The organism is Actinoplanes solisilvae (assembly GCF_003999975.1).
Taxonomy (GTDB): Bacteria; Actinomycetota; Actinomycetes; order Mycobacteriales; family Micromonosporaceae; genus Actinoplanes; species Actinoplanes solisilvae.
The window spans coordinates 221,666-241,261 of record NZ_RJAC01000007.1; the positions used below are offsets into that span (position 1 = coordinate 221,666).

Sequence of the window (19,596 nt, forward strand, 5' to 3'; positions counted from 1 at the left end):
AATGCCGGGGCGACGCGAGCGGGGAAGATATGCACGACGAGTTGTTCAGCCCTACGATTCGTGACCGGCCCCCGCCCGGTAGGCCGCCCTGGCGCCCCGAGTCGATCGTCTATCCGGCGTTCTTCGGTGGTCCGCTCGCCGGCGCCCTGCTCGGGGTGCTCAACGGCCGTCGCCTCGCTCTGCCCACGGGACAGTTGCTCGTCATCGCGGCCGCCGGCCTGGCCGGTTTCGCGGCTCGGCTCGCGGTGGGTGTCTTCGCCGATGGCAATTCCGGCGTACGCCTGTCCGGCACGATCTGTGGCCTGCTCGTGTGGCTCGCCGTCCTGGCCATCCAGCGTCGCCCGTTCCGCCTCGCCGTGCTGCGTGGCGTCGATCCGGCTAATCTGATCGGTCCCGGCATCGCCGCCGCCGTCGGGTGCGGCTTGCTGGAAGCGGCTCTCATCCTGGTTCTCGTCCGATGACCGATACCTTTTCGGTATTACAGCGCGCTCAAGCCCTGCTCGCGACCGGCCGCGCCGAGCAAGCGCTCACCGAATTGTCGACGCTGACGGCCAACGAGGTCACCAGCCCCTACGCGATGCAGCTGCGCTGTGCCGCACTCAGCCGGCTCGACCGCTGGGCCGAGGTCGGCGACGCCGCTCGCGCCGGGCTGGCGGCCAGCGGTCCCGACCCTGACCTGCTGCTCTGGCTGGGCCGCGCCGAGCACGAGGCGGGCCGCGACGAGGCCGCCGAGCGCGTCCTGCTCGACGGTCTGGCGCTCGCTCCGCACGACGTCGACCTGCTCTGTGCGTACGCGGATCTCTGTCTCGCCCATGGCCAGCTCGACAAGGCCGCCAAGCTGGTCGAGCTGGCCGCCGCCCGAGCGCCGCAGGCCCCGGTCGTCTATGCGACCCGCATCCAGATCGCGCACGCCCGCGGCGATCATCGCGAAGCACAGCGGATCAGCCGCGAATTCGTCGGCGTGCACCCCGAGAATCCGGCCGCTCACGCCCTGCTCGGCGGCACCAGCGCAGCCCGCGGCCAGGTCGACGCCGCCTACGAGGGTTTCCGCCAGGCCGCCGCGGCGCGCCCCACCGAGCGGGCCTTCGCCGAATCCGCGATGGAGCTGCGGGTGGCCCGCCACCCGTTGATGCTCCCGCTGCGCCCCATCCTGAGGTTCGGTGCGATCAAGACGTGGCTGGTCGCGGTCGCTCTGATCCTTCTGCTGCGCACGGCCGGCCTGCCGGTGCTGGCCGGTCTGCTCGGCTTCGCCTGGCTGGCGTACTGCGTCTACTCCTGGGTCGTCCCGCCTTTGGTGCGCCGTTGGGTGCTGCGCATGTGGCGATAGTGGTCTGGAACGCCCGTGCCGAGCCACGTGGTGATCCGGGCGTGGAAAAGTTCGCCGACCGGGCGTGTGAAAGAACGCGCCGGGATCCGGACATAGCTGAAGGTGGACCCTGTGAACTCCGACGACCGCCGGGGGCGGTTCGAGGCGGTGGCGCCCGCGGTGATCGACGCCGTGCGGCGTTACCTGGCCCGGCGCACCGATCCGGCGACCGCCGACGACGTGCTTCAAGAGACGTTGCTGGTCTGCTGGCGCCGGCTCGACGATCTTCCCGAGGAAGAGCCACTGCCCTGGGCGTACGGGGTGGCGCGTAACTGCCTGGCCAACGCGGAACGATCCCGGCGCCGCCAGGGCCGCCTGCTCGCGCGGATCTCCCGCCTCGACCCGCCGCGCGAGGCCACTACCATGCCCGAACCGGCCGACGACGACTTGTCCACAGCCCTGGCCGGGATGCGCGCCGAGGACGCCGAACTGCTGCGCCTGTGGGCCTGGGAAGAGTTGTCCACAGCCCAGATCGCCGTCGTGCTCGGCATCAGCGCGAACGCGGTGAGCATTCGCCTGCATCGGACCAGGCAGAAATTGCGCGACGAACTGCGAAAGCTCGGCGCGTCCGCCGGACATGAGGAGCTGAAAGAAGGGAGACGGCCATGACGGACGACGACGACCTGCGTTCGCGCCTGCGCCGCGCCGACCCGGCCGCCGAGATGGCGCCGCTCGCTCCCGACCGAATCGCGCACCTTGTGGAGAACACGATGACCACCACCCCGACGGCCACCCCCAGCCGCCCGGCCACCACCCGCCGCAACACCCCGCTCCTCACGCTGGCCGCAGCCGCGCTCGTGCTGATCGCCGCGGTCGGCGGCTGGCTGCTGCTGCGCCCGCAGGACAACCAGCCCACGACCCCGGTCGCCGGCCCGGCCACGTCGGCGGCGACCGCTTCCACGGTCACCGACATCACCGCCCCGGGCATCGCGGCCAAGTGCGTCGAACCCAGCGCCGACCAGCTCAAGTCGTCCGCCGACTTCGCCTTCGCCGGCACGGTCACCGCCATTGACGCGGGCACCGTCACCCTCAAGGTCACGAAGGTCTACCACGGCGCCGCGAGCGACCAGGTGCGCGTGGCCCAGACCGGCGACGCCTCCGAGACCATGCTGGGCAGCGGCAAGTTCGAGACCGGCAAGGACTACCTGGTCTCGTCGTCGAAGGGCCGCATGCTGATCTGCGGCTACAGCGGCGAGGCCGCATCCCCGGGCCTGGCCCAGATGTACGACGCGGCCTTCTGACGCGACGCCGGCACATCGCCTTCGGTCGCGGCGCACGCGGATGCCGTGACCGGAGGCGACGCCGAAACGTGTTCTTCGGTCATCGCATACGCGGAAGGAGTTGACGGGAGGCGACGGTGACACATCGTCTTCCGTCACGGCGCACGCTTGAGCCGTGACCGGGATCAGAGGTCGAACACCCACCGGGTGGGTGCCACCTCGTCGCGGGTCGGGAAGCCGTACGCGCGCACGGGGGTCAGCTCGTAGACCTGATACGGCGGCCCGCCCGAGGTCGGCGCCCCGTAATCGGCGTCGAGTTCGTCGCCTGCCACCCGCGTCGGCCAGAGGAACACGTGCTGCATGGTGTCGGAGGCGAGCTGCAGGCGGTCGGCGGCCGTCACCCGCGCGACACGGCCCTCGACGACGAGGTGCAGATAGTCAAGATCGACGGTCACGGTGGCGTACGTGTGGCTCTGAAGGTGGTGGGTCTTGACGGCCGACCCCTTCGAGGCGAAGAAGAACGACGATTCGGCCCACGCGGCGAAGACCGGTCGCACATGCGGGCTGCCGTCATCACGCCCGACGCTGAGCCAATAAGGCCCCGCCTCCCCGCGATGCAAGATTTGGCGTACGTCGTCCCAGTCGGCCGGGTCGGTGGAGCCCTGGCCTTCGGGTGGTCGGGTGCCGCGCCCGCGACGGGGAATGGTCTGGGCCACGGGAGTTCCGGTCATCGCTAGTGCGCCTCTCACTCGTACGAGTTGGATGTATTCGCAGCTCAGATGCCCTTCGAGGCGCCGCGGTAACCACCCGCCGCGCTGTGATCGGAGGTACCGGGGGAATAGTCCGTTCGCGGTGAGCGGTTGTGCCGACGTGACTTCAGCTATCGAACTGCACGGCCCGCCGCACGTCGCCCGCTATCTCGAGACCGATGGCGAGGACGGATTCCACTGGCGCAACGGGACCGAGATCCTGATCCTCTTCACCACGGGCCGCAAGTCGGGCGAGGAGCGTTCGCACGCTCTGATCTTCCGTGAGCACGACGGCGACTATCTGGTAGTGGCGTCGAAGGGCGGCACCGAGGCGCCTCCGGCCTGGTTCGTGAACCTGCTGGCCGACCCCGACGTCGAGGTGCAGATCAAGGGCGACCGTTTCGCGGCGACCGCGCGCGTGGCCACCTCGGACGAGAAGCCGGCCCTGTGGACGAAGATGGCCGAGGTCTGGCCCGACTACGACGAGTACCAGAAGAACACCAGCCGTGAGATCCCGGTGGTCGTGCTGGAGCGGAAGGCCTGAGCCGGCCGCACGCCCGCAGCAGTCGACTGCACGAGTGAAATCTGGCGCGATCGCGCCCAAGACGAGCCCAGCGGGGCCATCCTCCCCTTGATGGCCCCGACCGGGTCCTCTCTTCCGATGTCAGCGCCACAGGCCTAGGAATACCCGTAGTGAGACCTGTTAACGCTAACAGACAACGGCGGGGTAGGACCAGGTAAATGTAGAAATTGGTTGCTGACCGTGTCGAAGTGAGCGCGCGGTTGAGATGAGCGCGCGGTGAACGCGGGGCCGAGGCTGAGCGCGGAGGCCGAGGTTGAGCGCGGGGCGGCCGGCCCGCCGGCCCTATCGAGCCGGGGGAGGAGCGACGCTGTCCCGGCTGATCAGAGTCGGGGCGATCGTGCGTCGCGCGGCCAGATCGGGTGCTCCCGACTCGATCTGGGCGAGCAGAAGCTCCACGCCGGCCGTGGCGACCGCGTCGAAATCGGGCCGGACCGTGGTCAGCGGCGGCGAGTAGTAGGCCGCCTGGGGCACGTCGTCGAAGCCGACGATGCTGATCTCCTCGGGCACGCGGCGGCCGTGCTCACTCAGCGCGCGCAGCAGGCCCAGCGCGATGTGATCGTTCGCGGTGAAAACGGCGGTGACCTCGGGCAGGCGGGCCAGCAGTTTGCCGTTGCGGTAGCCCGATTCGGCACTCCAATCGCCCGTCAGCAGCGGCGGTTGTTCGGCTCCGGCCGCCCGAAGAGCCTCTTCCCATCCCCGTACGCGACCCGCGGCGTCGAACCAGTCGGCCGGACCCGAGATGTGCCAGACCGTCGAGTGGCCCGCCGCGAGCAGGTGTTCCGTCGCGGCGCGGGCGCCGGCCACCTGGTCGACCGTGACCAAGGTGCTCGCCCGTTCGGGGTCGCCGTCGATCGTGACCAGTGGGATGCCCTCGGGGAGGCGGGCGAGGGCGGGACCGGCGCTCACCACGGGCGCGATCACCACCAGGCCGGCCACGCGCTGGTCGAGGTGCCGTTCCACGGCGTCGGCGATCGAGCGCTCGTTGAGCGAACGGACACTGCCGACGTTGACGGCGAATCCGCTTTCCTGCGCTGCCTGCTCGAACGCCGTGAGCATCGACGTCGGCCCGTACAGCGCGGTGTTGGGCGCGACGACGCCGATCACCTTGGACGTGCCGGTGACGAGGGCCCGCGCCGTGCGGTTGGGGCGGTAGCCGAGCTCGGCGATCGCCGCCCGCACCTTGAGACGCGTCTGCTCGCTGACGTTCTTGTGCTCGTTGAGAACCCGGGACACGGTCTGGTGCGACACCCCCGCCAGCCGGGCGACGTCCATCATGCCCGGCGGCCGTCCGCGTTTCACGCTCACCCGTACCCCGCATTCACTGACTGCGGGCAGGATATCTCTTTACCTCCACCGCTCGTGCCATGCGGGTACACCTCGCTGCCGAAATCACATCTGTTCCTGTTATCGCTCGCCGCCCGACCGCCGCGGGAGCGTTCCCGGCCGGGGCGGACGATCGTGGAATGGTCGCGTCTGGCAGGGTGGCGCGGTGACCCAAGACATTCGCGCATCCCGATATAGGGCGGTGTCGGGAAGGCTGGCCGAGCTGTCCGACGACGACGTCAGGGCGCTGCTGGAAAGCGATTCCGCGCCCACGGTCGGCTTCGGCGGAATCACGTCGACGGCGGTCGTCGACGGCGTGCCGGTCTTCGTCAAACGGGTGCCGCTGACCGATCTCGAGCGACGCCCGGAAAACGTCGGCTCGACCGCGAACCTTTTCGGGCTGCCCACCTTCTATCAGTACGGGATCGGCTCGGCGGGCTTCGGTGTCTGGCGCGAACTCGCGGTCCACGCCATGACGACGCAATGGGTGCTCGACGGCAGTTTCGCAGGGTTCCCCGTCCTGTACCACTGGCGAGTGCTGCCGCAGGAACCACGGCCGATGGATCCAGCCGAACTGGAGAGGTGGGTCGCGCACTGGGATGGCGCCGAGGCGGTCCGGGCCAGGCTCGAGGCGATCGGCCACGCGTCGGCGGCCGTCGTCCTCTTCATGGAACACATCCCGAAAACGCTGGACGAATGGCTGGCCTCAGCAGACGAGTCCGCGTACGAGTTCACGCAGAACGCCTTGCGGGAAGGCGCGCGCTTCATGCGGGAGAAGGGCCTCGTGCACTTCGACGCGCATTTCCGTAACCTGCTCACCGACGGGCATCGCGTCTACTTCGCCGATTTCGGTCTCGCGAACCATACCGATTTCGACCTCGACGCCGACGAGTCAGCCTTCCTCCATCGCCATCGCGGCTACGACCACTTCTATACGATCGGGCATCTCTGCGTCTGGCTGGTGAGCAAACTGCTGAACCTGTCCTGGCCGGAAAGCCACGCCTACCTTCGCGACCGCGGGCCCGACGTGGCGCTGCCGGGCGTCGCGGGCCGCATCGTCGCTCGTCACGCGTCGGTCACGGCCGTCCTGGACGACTTCTTCGTCCGGCTGACCGAGGCCAGCAAACGTACGCCCTACCCCGTAGACAAACTGTCTTGGTGATCCTCGCCCGGAAGTGGCTCGCGCAAACCCTTGAGCTCCGCAACCCGACGACGAGGGTTCACGAAGCGGCGCCGGGGCCGTTGTTTGTGGATCGAGCGGCGGCACTGAGTTACAGCGCCGGGCTGGGACCGCTGCTTGTGCGGATCACGAGCTGGGGAGTCACCAGCACTCGATCGGGGGGCTGGGGGTCGGCGGTGGGGGAGCTGGTCATGTGTTCCAGCAGCAGGGCGAGGCTGCGCCGACCGAGTTCGCCGAAGTCCTGGTGCACTGTGGTCAGCGGGGGCACGAAGAAACCCGAGTCGGGCATGTCGTCGAAGCCGACCACGCTCACGTCCTCCGGGACCCGTTTGCCCGCCTCGTGCAATGCGCGCAGCACCCCCAGCGCGATCCGGTCGTTCGCGCAGAAGATCGCCGTCACCGCCGGGTCCGCGGCCATCTTGCGACCCTGGGCGTAACCCGACTCCGCGTCCCACCAGCCGTGCTCGACCGGCGGCACCACCGCCCCGGCCGCATAGAGGGTCCGACGCCACCCCTCGATCCGCTCGACCGACTCGGGCCAGTCCGCCGGCCCGGCCGCGTGATGCACGGTCGCGTGACCGAGGTCGAGCAGGTGCTGGGTCGCCAGCCGCGCCCCGGCCGCGTTGTCGATCGACACTGTCGGCGCCGCGTCTGATTCGCCCGACCCGCCGACCGCCACGCACTGCAGTGACGGCGGGGCCTGGGCCAGCGCGTGGGTCACCGACTGCTTCGGCGCGATGGCGATCACGCCGTCCACCGAGTGTTGTGTCAGCCGGTCGACCGCCTCCAGGACCTGTTTGCGGTCGAGGTCGCGCACCGACGCGATGCTCACCATGTACCCCGCGTCCCGTGCCGCGCTCTCTATTCCGTACAGCATGGACGCCGGCCCGAACAGGGTCGTCTCGAAACCGATGATCCCGAGCGTGTCCGACTGCCGGGTGACCAGGGTGCGGGCGGCCAGGTTGCGGCGGTAGTTCAGCGAACGCATCGCCTCGAGCACCCGCTCGCGCGTTTCCTGCCGCACGTTCGGATGGTTGTTCAGCACGCGTGAGACCGTCTGGTGCGAGACGCCCGCGAGCTTCGCGACGTCGCGCATGACGGTCAGGCGCGGCCGAGCCACCGCGGCCGGGGCGGCGTCGGCGGGTTTCCTGGACGGCAAAGGTACCCCCAAAGAGCCCGATGTGAGCGCGCACAGTGTACGGCGACGGCGAGCCATGTCCATCGATCCGGAAGCGGTCTTCCTGCGCGGAGCGGGAATCCGCAATCTGTCGGTAACAAACCGGTGCCGAAGCCTTGACGGGGGGATTGAGAACGGTAACACTCTCAAACGCGAGTCCTGAGGGTGAACACCCAGCGACACGCAGCAACGAAGCCGGAACGAAGCCGCAACCCAAGCCGGCAGCCCGAGAAGTCGTCGTCGCGCCGGAACCAGTTCTGTGAACGTTAACACGCGCACCCTCACCAGCAGGAGGATCCAGTGCTCAGAAGACTTTCGATCGCGGTAGCCGGCGGGCTCCTGCTCGTGTCCGCCGTCGCCGGTTGTGGTGGCGACGACGGTGCGGCCGGAGGGGGCAGCAGCGGCGGTGGCGACGACAAGATCACGCTCGGCTTCGCCCAGGTCGGCGCCGAGAGTGGCTGGCGTACGGCGAACACCAAGTCCATCGAGGAATCGGCGGCCACGGCCGGCTTCGAGCTGAAGTTCGTCGACGGGCAGGGCAAGCAGGAGAACCAGATCAAGGCGATCCGCAACTTCATCACCCAGCGGGTCGACGTGATCGCGTTCTCGCCGGTGGTCGAGTCCGGGTGGGACACCGTACTCAAGGAGGCCAAGGATGCCGGCATCCCGGTGATCCTGACCGACCGCGCGATCGACTCGCCGGACACCTCGCTCTACAAGACCTTCATCGGCTCGGACTTCGTCGAGGAGGGCAAGAAGGCCGGCGAATGGCTGGTCAAGGAGTACCAGGGCAAGACCGACACCGTGAACATCGTCGAGCTGCAGGGTTCGCCCGGCGCCGCGCCGGCCAACGACCGCAAGGCCGGCTTCGCCGACGTCATCAAGGCCGACCCGAAGTTCAAGGTCGTCGCCTCGCAGACCGGCCAGTTCACGCGCACCGACGGCAAGGCCGTGATGGAGACCTTCCTCAAGTCGCAGCCCGACATCGATGTGCTCTACGCGCACAACGACGACATGGGCCTGGGTGCCATCGAGGCGATCGAGGCGGCCGGCAAGAAGCCCGGCACCGACATCAAGATCATCACTGTGGACGCCGTCAAGGACGGTATGACGGCCCTGGCCGATGGCAAGATCAACTTCATCGTCGAGTGCAGCCCGCTCCTCGGCCCTCAGCTCATGGACCTGGTCAAGAAGGTCAAGGCCGGCGAGACCATCCCGCAGCGGGTGCTCACCGAGGAGACCACCTTCACCCCGGAGCAGGCGAAGGAAGCCCTGCCGAACCGTAAGTACTGATTCCCGCCCGGCGGGCCGTCGCTGAGAGCCGGCGGCGGCCCGCCGGAGGAACGGAGCGCACATGGCCGAGCAAGCAGTACTACGGATGACCGGCATCAAGAAGATCTTCCCCGGCGTCGTCGCTCTCGACGGCGTCGACTTCCGGCTGTTACCGGGCGAGATCCACGCCCTGATGGGCGAGAACGGCGCCGGCAAGTCCACGCTGATCAAGGTTCTCACCGGCGTGTACGGCATCGACGGCGGCGAGATCCACCTGGGCGACGCGCCGGTGCTGTTCACCGGGCCGCTGCAGGCCCAGCAGGCCGGCATCAGCACCGTCTACCAGGAGGTGAATCTCTGCCCCAACCTCTCGGTGGCCGAGAACATCTTCATCGGGCGCGAGCCCCGCAGGTTCGGACGCATCCAGTGGTCCGAGATGCGGCGCCGCGCCCACGGTCTGCTCGCCCGGCTCGACCTCGACATCGACGTCTCGGCCCAGCTCGACAGCTTCAGCCTGGCGATCCAGCAGATGGTCGCCATCGCGCGCGCGATCGACATCCAGGCGCGGGTCCTCATTCTCGACGAGCCCACCTCCAGCCTCGACGCGTCCGAGGTCGACCAACTTTTCGCGGTCATGCGGCGCCTGCGGGACGACGGCGTCGCCATCCTGTTCGTGAGCCACTTCCTCGACCAGGTCTACGAGATCGCCGACCGGATGACCGTGCTGCGCAACGGCGGTCTGATCGGCGAGTTCAGGACGGCCGAGCTCCCGCAGATGCAGCTCGTCGCGAAGATGATCGGCAAGGAGCTCGAAGCCCTCGAGAAGATCGAGGAGCAGACCAAGGACGTGACGGTCGCCGAGCGGAGGACGCCGATCCTCGAGGCCCGCGAGCTCGGGCGTACGGGAGCAATCGCCCCGTTCAACCTCACGATCCACCAAGGCGAGGTCGTCGGACTGGCCGGGTTGCTGGGCTCAGGGCGTACGGAGCTCGCGAGGTTGCTTTTCGGCGCTGACCGCCCCGACCACGGCGAGCTGCTGGTCGACGGGAAAGCCGCAGCGATAAAAGCCCCACGCGACGCCATGGCCAACGGCATCGCCTTCTCGTCGGAGAACCGGCGCACCGAGGGCATCATCGGCGAGCTCACCGTCCGCGAGAACATCATTCTCGCGCTGCAGGCGGCCCGCGGCTGGACCCGTCCGATCCCGCGCCGCCGCCAGGACGAGCTCGTCGACAAATACATCAAGGCGCTGCAGATCCGCCCGGCCGATCCCGAGCGCCAGGTACGGGACCTGTCCGGCGGAAATCAGCAGAAGGTGCTGCTCGCCCGGTGGCTGATCGTCGAACCCCGCCTGCTGATCATCGACGAGCCGACCCGCGGGATCGACGTCGGCGCCAAGGCGGAGATCCAACGGCTCGTCGCGCAACTCGCCGACGGCGGCATGGCCGTGCTGTTCGTCAGCGCCGAGCTCGAGGAGGTCCTCCGGCTCAGCCACAAGATCGAGGTGCTGCGCGACCGGCGGCTCGTCGAGGAGCTCGAGAACGGCGACGACGTCGACGCCGACCGCATCATGCAGACCATCGCCAGCGGAGCAACCTCATGACCATCCTGAGACACCGGCTGTTCTGGCCCATCGCCGTCCTGGTGGTGCTGCTGCTCAGCAACCTCATCTTCTCGAACAACTTCTTCAAGGTCACCCTGCTCGACGGCCACCTCTACGGCTCGCTGATCGACATCCTGCGCCGCAGCGCGCCGTTGGTGCTGGTCGCGCTGGGCATGACCCTGGTCATCGCGACCGGCGGCATCGACCTGTCGGTCGGCTCGGTCATGGCCATCTCGGGCGCGCTGGCGTGTCTGCTGATCGGCGACCTGAGCAACCCCGACGCGGTCGGCCCGGTGCTGCTGGTGGTGGTCGCGGCGATCGCCCTGTGCGTGGTCGCCGGGCTGTGGAACGGATTCCTGGTCGCCGTCCTCGGTATTCAACCGATCATCGCGACCCTCATCCTCATGGTGGCCGGCCGCGGCGTCGCCCAGCTCATCACCGACGGGCAGATCCTCAACGTCCACTCGTCGCCCTACCGCGTCATCGGCGCCGGCTATTTCCTGGCCGTGCCCGTGTCGTTCCTCATCGCTGCGGTCGCTGTCGCTCTGACCGTGGCCTTGACCAGGCGTACGGCATTGGGCCTGCTCCTGGAATCGGTCGGTGGCAGCCCGACCGCGAGTCGTCTGGCCGGCATCCGCTCCCGTCGGATCACGGTCATGGTGTACGTGTGTGCGGCCGCCTTCGCCGGTGTCGCGGGCCTGATCTACAGCTCCGACATCTCCAGCGCGGACAGCAACGCGGCCGGCAACCTGATCGAGCTCAACGCGATCCTGGCCGTCGTGCTCGGCGGCACGGCGCTGACCGGCGGCCGGTTCTCGATCGCGGGCAGCGTGCTCGGCGCGGTCATCATCACGACGCTCGACATCACCGCGGTCAGCGTCGGCGTGCCGGTCGAGACGACGCTGCTGTTCAAGGCCATCGTCGTGATCATCCTCTGCCTGGCCCAGTCGGCGACGTTCCGCGCCAAGGTCTTCGGGCGATTCGGTACCAGGAGAGCGGAGGTTCCGGCGTGATCGACGTGACGACACCGCCCGCGCCCCAGAAGAACAGGCCGTTCCTGGGCGGGCGACGGGTCTACCGGCCCAACGCCAAGCACGTACCGGTGCTCGCGACCCTGGCCCTGCTGATCGTCATGTATTCGATCGGCGTCTACAACTACGACGGCTTCAGCGACACCCAGGTGCTGCTGAACGTGTTTGTGGACAACGCGTTCCTGCTGGTCGTGGCGGTCGGCATGACGTTCGTCATCCTGACCGGCGGCATCGATCTGTCCGTCGGCGCGGTGATCGCCCTGACCACGACGGTGGCCGCCACGCTCCTCGCCGCCGGCTGGCCCGCCGGGGTCGTACTGCCGCTGGTGCTCTTGATCGGGACGGTGCTCGGCCTCGGGATGGGTGCGGTCATCCACTTCTTCAAGGTGGAGCCGTTCATCGCCACGCTCGCCGGCATGTTCCTCGCCCGCGGCCTGTCGCTGCTGATCGACCGCAACTCGATCCCGATCACGAACGACTTCTGGACCCAGATGGCGCAGAAGCGGTTCCGGTTCGGCGAGGGCATCTTCATCTCGCTGAACGTGGTGATCGCGCTGATCGTCGTGCTGATCGCGGCGCTGGTGCTGGCCTGGAACCGGTTCGGCCGCAACGTCTACGCGATCGGTGGCAACGCCGACTCCGCGCTGCTCATGGGTCTTCCGGTCGGGCGTACGCGGATCGCCGTCTACACGCTCAGCGGCTTCTGCGCGTCGCTCGGTGGCGTGCTCTACAGCTTCTACACGTCCTCGGGCTACAGCCTGCACGGGCAGGGGCTCGAACTCGACGCGATCGCCGCGGTCGTCATCGGCGGCGTGCTGCTGACCGGCGGCTCCGGCTACGTGCTGGGCACCGTGCTGGGCGTCCTCGTGCTCGGTCTCATCCAGACGATCATCGCCTTCCAGGGTGACCTGAACTCGTGGTGGACCCGCATCGTCGTCGGCGTCCTGCTCTTCGCCTTCATCGTTCTGCAACGGCTCGTCACCAGAAAGGCCAAGTAAGCATGCCCTCGTACACCATCGGGGTCGACTACGGCACGCTCTCGGGGCGCGCCGTCGTCGTCCGGGTCAGTGACGGTCTCGAGGTCGGCAGCGCCGTCCACGAGTACCGGCACGGCGTGATCGACCGGACGCTGCCGACCGGCGGGCAGACCCTGCGGCCCGACTGGGCTCTGCAGGATCCTTCGGACTACCGCGACGTGTTGCGCACCGCGGTGCCGCAGGCGGTCGCGGCGGCCGGCATCGACCCGGCCGACGTGATCGGCATCAGTACCGACTTCACCGCCTGCACGGTGCTGCCGACGCTGGCCGACGGCACCCCGCTGTGCGAACTGCCGGAGTTTTCCACAAGGCCGCACGCTTACGTGAAGCTGTGGAAACACCATGCCGCGCAGCCACAGGCCGACCGGATCAACGCGCTCGCTCATGAGCGGGGTGAGCCGTGGATCGACCGGTACGGCGGCAAGATCTCGTCGGAGTGGCAGTTCGCGAAGGCGTTGCAGGTGCTGGAGGAGGACGCGGAGGTCTATGCGCGCACCGAGCGCTGGATCGAGGCGGCCGACTGGATCGTCTGGCAGCTCTGTGGACAGGAGACGCGCAACGCGTGCGCCGCGGGCTACAAGGGCATCCACCAGGACGGTGCCTATCCGAGCAAGGAGTATCTGGGCGCGCTCAACCCCGGGTTCGCCGACTTCGCCGAGACGCGGCTCGCGCACCCGATCTCGCCGCTCGGCGCCCGGGCCGGTGGGCTGACGGCCGAGGCTGCGGCCTGGACCGGGCTGCCCGCGGGAATTGCTGTCGCGATCGGCAACGTCGACGCGCATGTCACGTCGCCGGCCGCCCGCGCGGTCGCCCCGGGGCAGATGCTGCTCGTGATGGGCACGTCGACCTGTCACGTGATGAACGGTTCGACGCTTGCGGCCGTGCCCGGCATCTGCGGGGTTGTGGACGGCGGCATCCTGGCCGGGTTGTACGGCTATGAGGCCGGGCAGAGCGGCGTCGGGGACATCTTCGGCTGGTATGTGGACAACGGCGCGCCGCCGGCTGTGCACGACGCCGCGCGGGCCGCGGGGATCAGCGTGCACGATCTGCTCTCCCAGCAGGCCGCCGCGCAGCCGGTCGGGGGGCACGGGCTGGTCGCGCTCGACTGGCACAGCGGCAACCGGTCGGTGCTGGTCGATCACCACCTGAGCGGGGTGATCGCCGGGCTCACGCTGGCCACGCAGCCGCACGAGATCTACAAGGCGCTGATCGAGGCGACCGCCTTCGGCACACGGAAGATCGTTGAAACGTTCGAGGCGGCCGGGGTGCCGGTCACCGAGCTGATCGCGGCGGGCGGGCTCAAGCGGAACCCGCTGGTCATGCAGATCTACGCCGACGTGCTGCGCCGGCCGTTCGCGGTGGCCACCTCGGAGCAGGCACCGGCACTCGGGTCGGCGATTCACGCGGCGGTCGCGGCGGGGGCCTACCCGGACGTGGCGACCGCCGCCGACGCGATGGGCAAGGTCGAGAGGGACGTCTGGAAGCCGATCGCGGCGAACGCCGACGTCTACGACCGGCTCTACGCCGAGTACACGCTTCTCCACGACTACTTCGGCACGGGTGAGGACAAGGCGCTGCACCGGCTGCGCGCGATCAGGAACGAGGCGTTGGAGAAGTGACCGTGATGAGCGTTTCCCAGTCGATCGCTCAGATTCGTGCAGAAGTTTGTGACCTGCATGCGCATTTGACGCGGTGGGGGCTGGTCACCTGGACATCGGGCAACGTGTCGGCCCGCGTACCCGGCGCCGACCTGCTGGTCATCAAGCCCTCCGGGGTGGAGTACGACTCCCTCACGCCGGACGCCATGGTCGTGTGCGACCTGGACGGCACGCTCGTCGAGGGTGAGCACAGCCCGTCCAGCGACACCGACTCGCACGCGTACGTCTATCGCCACATGCCGGAAGTGAACGGGGTTGTGCACACCCACAGTCCGTACGCGACCGCCTGGGCCGCCGTGGGCGAGCCGATCCCGTGCGCGATCACGGCGATGGCCGACGAGTTCGGTGGCGACATCCCGATCGGCCCGTTCGCGCTCATCGGCAGCGACGACATCGGCCGCGGCATCGTCGAGACCCTGCGCGGGCACCGCTCACCGGCCGTGCTGATGCGCCAGCACGGACCGTTCACCATCGGCCCCACGGCCAAGGCCGCTGTGAAGGCCGCGGTCATGGTCGAGGACGTCGCCCGCACCATGCACCTGGCTCGCCAGCTCGGTCCGATCGACCGGCTGCCCGCGACCGCCGTGGACCGTTTGTACGACCGCTACCAGAACGTCTACGGACAGCACCTGACGGAGGACAGCAATGAGTGAGCACGAGGTCTGGTTCCTGACCGGCAGTCAGGGACTCTACGGGCCGGAAACCCTCGACCAGGTGGCCGAGCAGTCCCAGCGGATCGCGTCGGCGCTGGGCGACGGCCTCGACGTCAAGGTTGTCTGGAAGCCGGTGCTCACCAACGCGAGCGACATCCTGACCACGGCGCGGCGGGCGAACGACGACGATCGCGTCATCGGCGTGATCGCCTGGATGCACACGTTCTCGCCGGCCAAGATGTGGATCGCCGGGCTCGACGCGCTGCGCACCCCCCTGCTGCACCTGCACACCCAGGCCAACGTCGAGCTGCCCTGGGCGTCGATCGACATGGACTTCATGAACCTGAACCAGGCCGCGCACGGCGACCGCGAGTTCGGCTACATCGAGTCCCGGCTGGGCGTACCGCGCAAGACGGTAGCCGGGCACGTCAGCAATCCGCGCGTTCGTGAGCGAATCGCCACCTGGGTGCGCGCGGCGCGCGGTTTCGCGGCCATGCGATCGCTCAAACTCGCGCGTTTCGGCGACAACATGCGCGATGTCGCGGTGACCGAGGGCGACAAGGTCGAGGCGCAGCTCCGCTTCGGCGTCTCGGTCAACACGTACGGGGTGAACGACCTCGTCGCCGTCGTCGACCAGGTGCTCGACGCCGACATCGACAAGCTGCTCGCCGAGTACAACGACCTCTACGACCTCGCGCCCGAACTGCGCGAGGGCGGCGACCGGCACGACTCGCTGCGCTACGCGGCCCGCATCGAGCTGGGGCTGCGCGGCTTCCTGGAGGCCGGCGGCTTCAAGGCGTTCACCACGAACTTCGAGGACCTCGGCGGCCTGCGGCAGCTGCCCGGGCTCGCGGTTCAGCGGCTCATGGGCGACGGCTACGGCTTCGGCGGCGAGGGCGACTGGAAGACGTCGGTGCTGCTGCACAGCCTCAAGGCGATGGCCCCGGGCGGCACGTCGTTCATGGAGGACTACACCTATGACCTGACGCCCGGCCAGGAACGCATCCTCGGTGCTCACATGCTCGAGGTGTGCCCGTCGATCGCGGCCGGCACCCCACGCCTGGAGATCCACCCGCTGGGCATCGGCGGTCGCGAGGACCCCGTACGCATGGTGTTCGACGCCGCGCCCGGCCCGGCCGTGGTGGTCGGCCTGACCGACATGGGGGAGCGGTTCCGCCTGGTGGCCAACGAGATCGAGGTCGTGGCCCCGAGCGAGCCGCTGCCGAAGCTGCCGGTCGCCCGCGCGGTGTGGAAGCCGGCTCCCGACTTCTCCACATCGACCGAGGCCTGGCTGACCGCCGGCGGGCCGCACCACACCGTGCTCTCGTCGGCGATCGGCGCCGAAGAGCTCACCGACCTGGCCGAGATGCTGTCGACCGAGCTGCTGATCATCGACGCCGACACGCGGATCCGCCAGTTCGCCAAGGAGGTGCGCTGGAACCAGGCGTACTACCGCCTGGCCCGCGGCTTCTGAGCGTCGCGCGCAATCGGGGCCCGAGCTGTGCACAACGGTCGGGCCCTGACGCGCAGAACGCGCACCGACTCAGGCGCGTTCTGCGCACCCTATCCACAGGTTGCGCGAGTGGCGGCCCGCCTCGGTGATGGTCAGGCTGCTCCGGTGACCGTTCCGCGGGTCATCAGGACCGGGTCGAGGCGGACCGATTCGGGGTGCGGGGTGCCGGCGTCGAGCTGGTCGAGCAGTAGGCGTAGCGCCTCGCGGCCCACCTCGGCGAACTCTTGGCGGACGGTCGTCAGCGCGGGGTGGGTGTAGCCGGCCTCGGGGACGTCGTCGAAACCGACCACGCTGACGTCCTCGGGGATGCGGCGGCCGCACTCGGTCATGGCGCGCATGACGCCCAGGGCGATGTCGTCGTTGGCGGCGAAGACCGCGGTGCACGACGGGTTGTCGGCGAGCATGCGGCCGCAGCGGTAGCCCGCGGCGGCCGACCAGTCGGCGCGTACGGTCGGCGGGGCGGGCACCCCGGCCTCGGCCAGCGCCGCCCGCCAACCCGCCTCGCGGGCGCGACTGCCGTGCCACTGCTCGGGGCCGGCGACGTGCCACACCGTACGGTGGCCGTTGGCCAGCAGGTGGCGGGTGGCCAGCACCCCGCCCGCGTGCTGGTCGACCGACACGTCGGGGGTCGCGCTGCCGGGTGGGCCGTCCACTGTCACCACCGGCAGGCCCGCGGGCACCGCCTCGAGCATCTCGGCGGCCGCGTCGACGGGCGCGATGACGATCAGGCCGGCGACGCCCTGGCCGGTGAGCCGGCGCACCAGGCGGCCGTCGGCGCCCGAGACGTGCCCGATCGTGACGGGCAGATCGGCGTCGAGACAGGCGTCGCCGATGGCCTGCACCATGCTGGCCGGACCGTACAGAGTCGTGTTCAGCGCGACCACGCCGATCACTGGGGTGCGCCCGCGGGAACTGAGCGGCGCAGGACGTGTCCTCATGCCCTTCGTCCTTTGCTTCGGGGTCCCACGAGTCTTGGTGAACGCAAACATGTCTGCTGTGGTCCGTGCCGGTCAAGCCTCCGTTACGTCCTTGTTACATCCTGGTGCGCGGATCGTTCCACCCCGCGAATTTCGCCCCGGAGACTTGCCAAAGTCGGAATCGGAGACTCGCCGGACTCATAAGGGCCGCGGACCGAACCGAGAGGGTGTGCGGGCCGACCTGAGAGGGGCCCGCGGACCGAATTCAGGGGTGCGCGGACCGAACTCAGAAGGAGTGCGGACCGAACCGGCCCCAGATCACGACCGCCGCGAGGACCAGCAGCACCGCGTTGACGACGATCGACTGGGTCTCCTTGCGGCGGGCGTGCGTGATGATCGCGCCGATCATCAGCACGACCAGACCGGTGGCGGCCAGCGGCACCAGCACCGGTACGACGTCGAGCGCGGCCGGAAGCACGAGGCCGGCCGCGGCGAGCACCTCGGCGGCGCCGATCAGCTTGACGGTGCCCTCCCTGACGTCCTGCACCCAGCCCTGGCCGGAGGCGGCGAGCTTCTCCTTGGGCTGCAGCAGCTTCATGAGGCCGGCCGCGAGGAAGGCGACCGCGAGCAGGCTCGCGATCACCCAGAGAACGATATTCATGAGGTTTCCTATGGTGAGAAGGGGGAGATGACTTAAAGCGTTGAGTAAAGATAGGTCGGCATGACTTAATGATGCAAGTGATCTGCGTCGGCTAACCTGGTGCCGTGGACGACGAGACGCGCTGGTTGGACGACGAGGAGCGGCAGGCCTGGCTCGGCACGCTCGCGATGCTGATGCGTCTGCTGCCGGCCCTCGACGCTCAGCTTCAGCGCGACTCCGGCCTCGGCAACTTCGAATATCAGGTACTGGCGGGTCTCTCCGAGTCGCCCGGGCGCATGATGCGGATCAGCGAGCTCGCCAAGCTGTCCGAGGGCTCTCTCGCCCGGGTCTCCCAGGTGCTGAGCCGGCTGGAGAGGCGCGGCTGGATCGATCGCACCCCCGATCCCGAGGACGGGCGCTACACGCTGGCGATCCTGACCGACCGGGGATTCGAGACGGTGGTCGCCGCCGCGCCGGGGCACGTCGAGGCCGTCCGGCGCTATGTGATCGATCCGTTGACCCGGGCCCAGCTCAAGCAACTCGCGACGATCAGCTCACGGGTCCTGCACGCCATCGATCCGGACAGCGACTGGCTCGCGCGGCCCTGAGCGCGGCGCAGCGTGGCGCAGCGCGGCGCAGCGTGGCGCAGCGCGGCGTGGCGTGGCGCAGCGCGGCCGGTCTGCCGGTACGGCCGGGCCGCCGGCTCCGGGCCAGGCCCAGCGCTGGCCCGGGCCTTCTCGGGCGCCCGAAATGTCCAGTGACTGCGGGTAACGGCGGTTGTTGAGGTTCGCCGTTTTCGGCGGTCACGGTGACAGAAGGTATGTGGATCGCCCGGAGGGGCAAGGATTCGCCCATGGGCAACGCGTCCTACGCACGAAGGCCTAAGCATCGTGACCTGCGCATGCACACCCGGGCCGCGCTGACAATACTCCGTGCGAGCGACAGGAACACGCATCTGTCGAGTAGGCAATACATCGCAACTGCTGACGTAATAGCGGTGCGAAACTGCGTTGTCGATGTATTCGTCCACGTAAGAGCTTCCGGGAAACCGCGCCCCCCGATCGTCAGCGCCCAGCCGCCGGCGGCCCCTGACCGGGCTGTCGCGGGCGCACAAGGAACAGAGAGTGATGATGACCGATCTACCAACCATCGTGTCGATCGCCGCGCTCCTCGCCGTCGCGATCTCGCTCGTCGTGCAGCAGCAGCAGGCCCGCACCGCCCAGATGGTCGACGTCCGTGAGCGCCACTTCGAGCTGATCAAGCTGATGCTCGACCACCCCGAGCTGGACTACAACGCGACCGACCGGCCGCCCTCGGACGACCGCAAGACCGCGATCGGGATGAGCCTGTGGCTGGCCCACTGGAACACCCTCTGGCACATCGGCAAGCTGGACGAGAAGGCCCTGCGTTTCAACCTCGAGGACCTGTTCGCCAGCTCCGAGGCCCGCCAGTGGTGGCACCGGGTGTCCAGTGCCTGGTCGTCGAAGGGCACCCGCAAGGAGCGCCGTTTCCTCGCGATCGTCAGCCAGGAGTGCGAGGCGGCCCGCACCAAGCCCTCGGTGCCGCTGCGCGAGACGGTGAAGTCGGGAGCGCGCGACTGAGAAACCTCAACCGGGTGGGTGCACCTGCCGATCAGGCGGGTCCCCCTTTCAGCACCCACCCCCCGCTGAGGTG

General features: G+C 68.8%; 20 protein-coding genes. 15 read left to right on the forward strand and 5 right to left on the reverse strand.

Translation table 11 applies throughout. The annotated features are described in order from the left end of the window. Positions 1-29 precede the first annotated feature (29 nt). The 4 genes from EER30_RS20575 (at position 30) to EER30_RS20590 (ending at position 2,607) form a co-directional block, all read left to right on the forward strand. On the forward strand, positions 30-461 hold the full coding sequence (locus EER30_RS20575) for a hypothetical protein (protein ID WP_127502123.1): 432 nt from the start codon (positions 30-32) through the stop codon (positions 459-461). Beyond that, positions 458-1,327, forward strand: coding sequence for a tetratricopeptide repeat protein (locus tag EER30_RS20580; protein WP_127502124.1), 870 nt, complete (start codon positions 458-460; stop codon positions 1,325-1,327). Before EER30_RS20575 ends, EER30_RS20580 begins: the two co-directional genes overlap by 4 nt. A gap of 111 nt (positions 1,328-1,438) precedes the next feature. Continuing rightward, the gene (locus EER30_RS20585; RefSeq protein WP_127502125.1) at positions 1,439-1,975 is read left to right on the forward strand and encodes an RNA polymerase sigma factor; all 537 of its coding nucleotides are present in this window, start codon (positions 1,439-1,441) and stop codon (positions 1,973-1,975) included. Then, complete coding sequence (locus EER30_RS20590) at positions 1,972-2,607, forward strand: hypothetical protein (protein ID WP_127502126.1); 636 nt, start codon at positions 1,972-1,974, stop codon at positions 2,605-2,607. The genes EER30_RS20585 and EER30_RS20590 overlap by 4 nt, the downstream gene beginning before the upstream one ends. Before the next feature lie 164 nt (positions 2,608-2,771). Here EER30_RS20590 and EER30_RS20595 read toward each other — a convergent pair whose 3' ends face one another. After that, on the reverse strand, positions 2,772-3,317 hold the full coding sequence (locus EER30_RS20595) for a pyridoxamine 5'-phosphate oxidase family protein (protein ID WP_127502127.1): 546 nt from the start codon (positions 3,315-3,317) through the stop codon (positions 2,772-2,774). A 139-nt stretch (positions 3,318-3,456) separates the two neighbouring features. On the opposite strand from EER30_RS20595, the gene EER30_RS20600 reads away from it, so the two are divergent. After that, complete coding sequence (locus tag EER30_RS20600; protein ID WP_127502128.1) at positions 3,457-3,879, forward strand: nitroreductase family deazaflavin-dependent oxidoreductase; 423 nt, start codon at positions 3,457-3,459, stop codon at positions 3,877-3,879. A gap of 321 nt (positions 3,880-4,200) precedes the next feature. Here EER30_RS20600 and EER30_RS20605 read toward each other — a convergent pair whose 3' ends face one another. Then, positions 4,201-5,193, reverse strand: a complete 993-nt coding sequence (locus tag EER30_RS20605; protein WP_127502240.1) for a LacI family DNA-binding transcriptional regulator — start codon at positions 5,191-5,193, stop codon at positions 4,201-4,203. On the opposite strand from EER30_RS20605, the gene EER30_RS20610 reads away from it, so the two are divergent. After that, a complete protein-coding gene (locus tag EER30_RS20610; RefSeq protein ID WP_205650321.1) occupies positions 5,192-6,403 on the forward strand; it encodes a BUD32 family EKC/KEOPS complex subunit in 1,212 nt (403 codons plus the stop codon). The two genes, EER30_RS20605 and EER30_RS20610, sit on opposite strands and share 2 nt — an antisense overlap. 109 nt (positions 6,404-6,512) lie before the next feature. Here the strand turns inward: EER30_RS20610 and EER30_RS20615 are convergent, their stop codons facing one another. Continuing rightward, complete coding sequence (locus EER30_RS20615; RefSeq protein ID WP_127502242.1) at positions 6,513-7,517, reverse strand: LacI family DNA-binding transcriptional regulator; 1,005 nt, start codon at positions 7,515-7,517, stop codon at positions 6,513-6,515. 381 nt (positions 7,518-7,898) lie between these two features. Here EER30_RS20615 and EER30_RS20620 point away from each other — a divergent pair, with 381 nt between their 5' ends. The 7 genes from EER30_RS20620 to araA all read left to right on the forward strand — a co-directional run bounded on the left by EER30_RS20620 (position 7,899) and on the right by araA (position 16,326). Further along, on the forward strand, positions 7,899-8,891 hold the full coding sequence (locus tag EER30_RS20620; RefSeq protein ID WP_127502129.1) for an ABC transporter substrate-binding protein: 993 nt from the start codon (positions 7,899-7,901) through the stop codon (positions 8,889-8,891). 61 nt (positions 8,892-8,952) lie between these two features. Further along, a complete protein-coding gene (locus EER30_RS20625; RefSeq protein ID WP_127502130.1) occupies positions 8,953-10,473 on the forward strand; it encodes a sugar ABC transporter ATP-binding protein in 1,521 nt (506 codons plus the stop codon). Continuing rightward, entirely contained in the window at positions 10,470-11,486 is a 1,017-nt protein-coding gene (locus EER30_RS20630) for an ABC transporter permease (protein ID WP_127502131.1), read from the forward strand. The genes EER30_RS20625 and EER30_RS20630 overlap by 4 nt, the downstream gene beginning before the upstream one ends. Positions 11,487-11,491: 5 nt before the next feature. Beyond that, positions 11,492-12,502 carry a galactofuranose ABC transporter, permease protein YjfF gene (gene yjfF, locus EER30_RS20635; protein WP_205650330.1) on the forward strand — a complete coding sequence of 337 codons (1,011 nt, stop codon included), beginning with the start codon at positions 11,492-11,494 and terminating at the stop codon, positions 12,500-12,502. A gap of 2 nt (positions 12,503-12,504) precedes the next feature. Beyond that, the gene (gene araB, locus EER30_RS20640) at positions 12,505-14,160 is read left to right on the forward strand and encodes a ribulokinase (RefSeq protein WP_127502132.1); all 1,656 of its coding nucleotides are present in this window, start codon (positions 12,505-12,507) and stop codon (positions 14,158-14,160) included. A 5-nt stretch (positions 14,161-14,165) separates the two neighbouring features. Beyond that, positions 14,166-14,852 (forward strand): L-ribulose-5-phosphate 4-epimerase, encoded by a 687-nt coding sequence (locus tag EER30_RS20645; protein ID WP_127502133.1) that lies wholly within the window; start codon positions 14,166-14,168, stop codon positions 14,850-14,852. Then, complete coding sequence (gene araA, locus EER30_RS20650) at positions 14,845-16,326, forward strand: L-arabinose isomerase (protein ID WP_127502134.1); 1,482 nt, start codon at positions 14,845-14,847, stop codon at positions 16,324-16,326. The genes EER30_RS20645 and araA overlap by 8 nt, the downstream gene beginning before the upstream one ends. 131 nt (positions 16,327-16,457) lie before the next feature. Here the strand turns inward: araA and EER30_RS20655 are convergent, their stop codons facing one another. Both EER30_RS20655 and EER30_RS20660 read right to left on the reverse strand, forming a co-directional pair. Then, the gene (locus EER30_RS20655) at positions 16,458-17,303 is read right to left on the reverse strand and encodes a substrate-binding domain-containing protein (RefSeq protein WP_240670182.1); all 846 of its coding nucleotides are present in this window, start codon (positions 17,301-17,303) and stop codon (positions 16,458-16,460) included. Between the two features lie 265 nt (positions 17,304-17,568). Then, positions 17,569-17,943, reverse strand: a complete 375-nt coding sequence (locus EER30_RS20660) for a DoxX family protein (RefSeq protein ID WP_127502136.1) — start codon at positions 17,941-17,943, stop codon at positions 17,569-17,571. 104 nt (positions 17,944-18,047) lie between these two features. Between EER30_RS20660 and EER30_RS20665 the strand changes: the two genes are divergently transcribed. Together EER30_RS20665 and EER30_RS20670 are read left to right on the forward strand one after the other, a co-directional pair. Continuing rightward, positions 18,048-18,530: a MarR family winged helix-turn-helix transcriptional regulator gene (locus tag EER30_RS20665; RefSeq protein ID WP_240670183.1), complete on the forward strand. Its 483-nt coding sequence runs from the start codon at positions 18,048-18,050 to the stop codon at positions 18,528-18,530. A 522-nt stretch (positions 18,531-19,052) separates the two neighbouring features. Beyond that, the gene (locus EER30_RS20670) at positions 19,053-19,523 is read left to right on the forward strand and encodes a DUF6082 family protein (RefSeq protein WP_127502137.1); all 471 of its coding nucleotides are present in this window, start codon (positions 19,053-19,055) and stop codon (positions 19,521-19,523) included. Positions 19,524-19,596 lie beyond the last annotated feature (73 nt).

Bases quoted from the DNA above. Each gene is read 5' to 3' on its own strand.
- EER30_RS20615 (WP_127502242.1), bottom strand. From the start codon at position 7,517: ATGCGCGACGTCGCGAAGCTCGCGGGCGTCTCGCACCAGACGGTCTCA.
- EER30_RS20610 (WP_205650321.1), top strand. From the start codon at position 5,192: ATGCCCGGCGGCCGTCCGCGTTTCACGCTCACCCGTACCCCGCATTCA.
- EER30_RS20625 (WP_127502130.1), top strand. From the start codon at position 8,953: ATGGCCGAGCAAGCAGTACTACGGATGACCGGCATCAAGAAGATCTTC.
- EER30_RS20605 (WP_127502240.1), bottom strand. From the start codon at position 5,193: ATGATGGACGTCGCCCGGCTGGCGGGGGTGTCGCACCAGACCGTGTCC.
- EER30_RS20575 (WP_127502123.1), top strand. From the start codon at position 30: ATGCACGACGAGTTGTTCAGCCCTACGATTCGTGACCGGCCCCCGCCC.
- EER30_RS20655 (WP_240670182.1), bottom strand. From the start codon at position 17,303: ATGAGGACACGTCCTGCGCCGCTCAGTTCCCGCGGGCGCACCCCAGTG.
- EER30_RS20580 (WP_127502124.1), top strand. From the start codon at position 458: ATGACCGATACCTTTTCGGTATTACAGCGCGCTCAAGCCCTGCTCGCG.
- EER30_RS20645 (WP_127502133.1), top strand. From the start codon at position 14,166: ATGAGCGTTTCCCAGTCGATCGCTCAGATTCGTGCAGAAGTTTGTGAC.
- EER30_RS20595 (WP_127502127.1), bottom strand. From the start codon at position 3,317: ATGACCGGAACTCCCGTGGCCCAGACCATTCCCCGTCGCGGGCGCGGC.
- EER30_RS20630 (WP_127502131.1), top strand. From the start codon at position 10,470: ATGACCATCCTGAGACACCGGCTGTTCTGGCCCATCGCCGTCCTGGTG.
- EER30_RS20660 (WP_127502136.1), bottom strand. From the start codon at position 17,943: ATGAATATCGTTCTCTGGGTGATCGCGAGCCTGCTCGCGGTCGCCTTC.
- araA (WP_127502134.1), top strand. From the start codon at position 14,845: ATGAGTGAGCACGAGGTCTGGTTCCTGACCGGCAGTCAGGGACTCTAC.
- EER30_RS20590 (WP_127502126.1), top strand. From the start codon at position 1,972: ATGACGGACGACGACGACCTGCGTTCGCGCCTGCGCCGCGCCGACCCG.
- araB (WP_127502132.1), top strand. From the start codon at position 12,505: ATGCCCTCGTACACCATCGGGGTCGACTACGGCACGCTCTCGGGGCGC.
- EER30_RS20670 (WP_127502137.1), top strand. From the start codon at position 19,053: ATGACCGATCTACCAACCATCGTGTCGATCGCCGCGCTCCTCGCCGTC.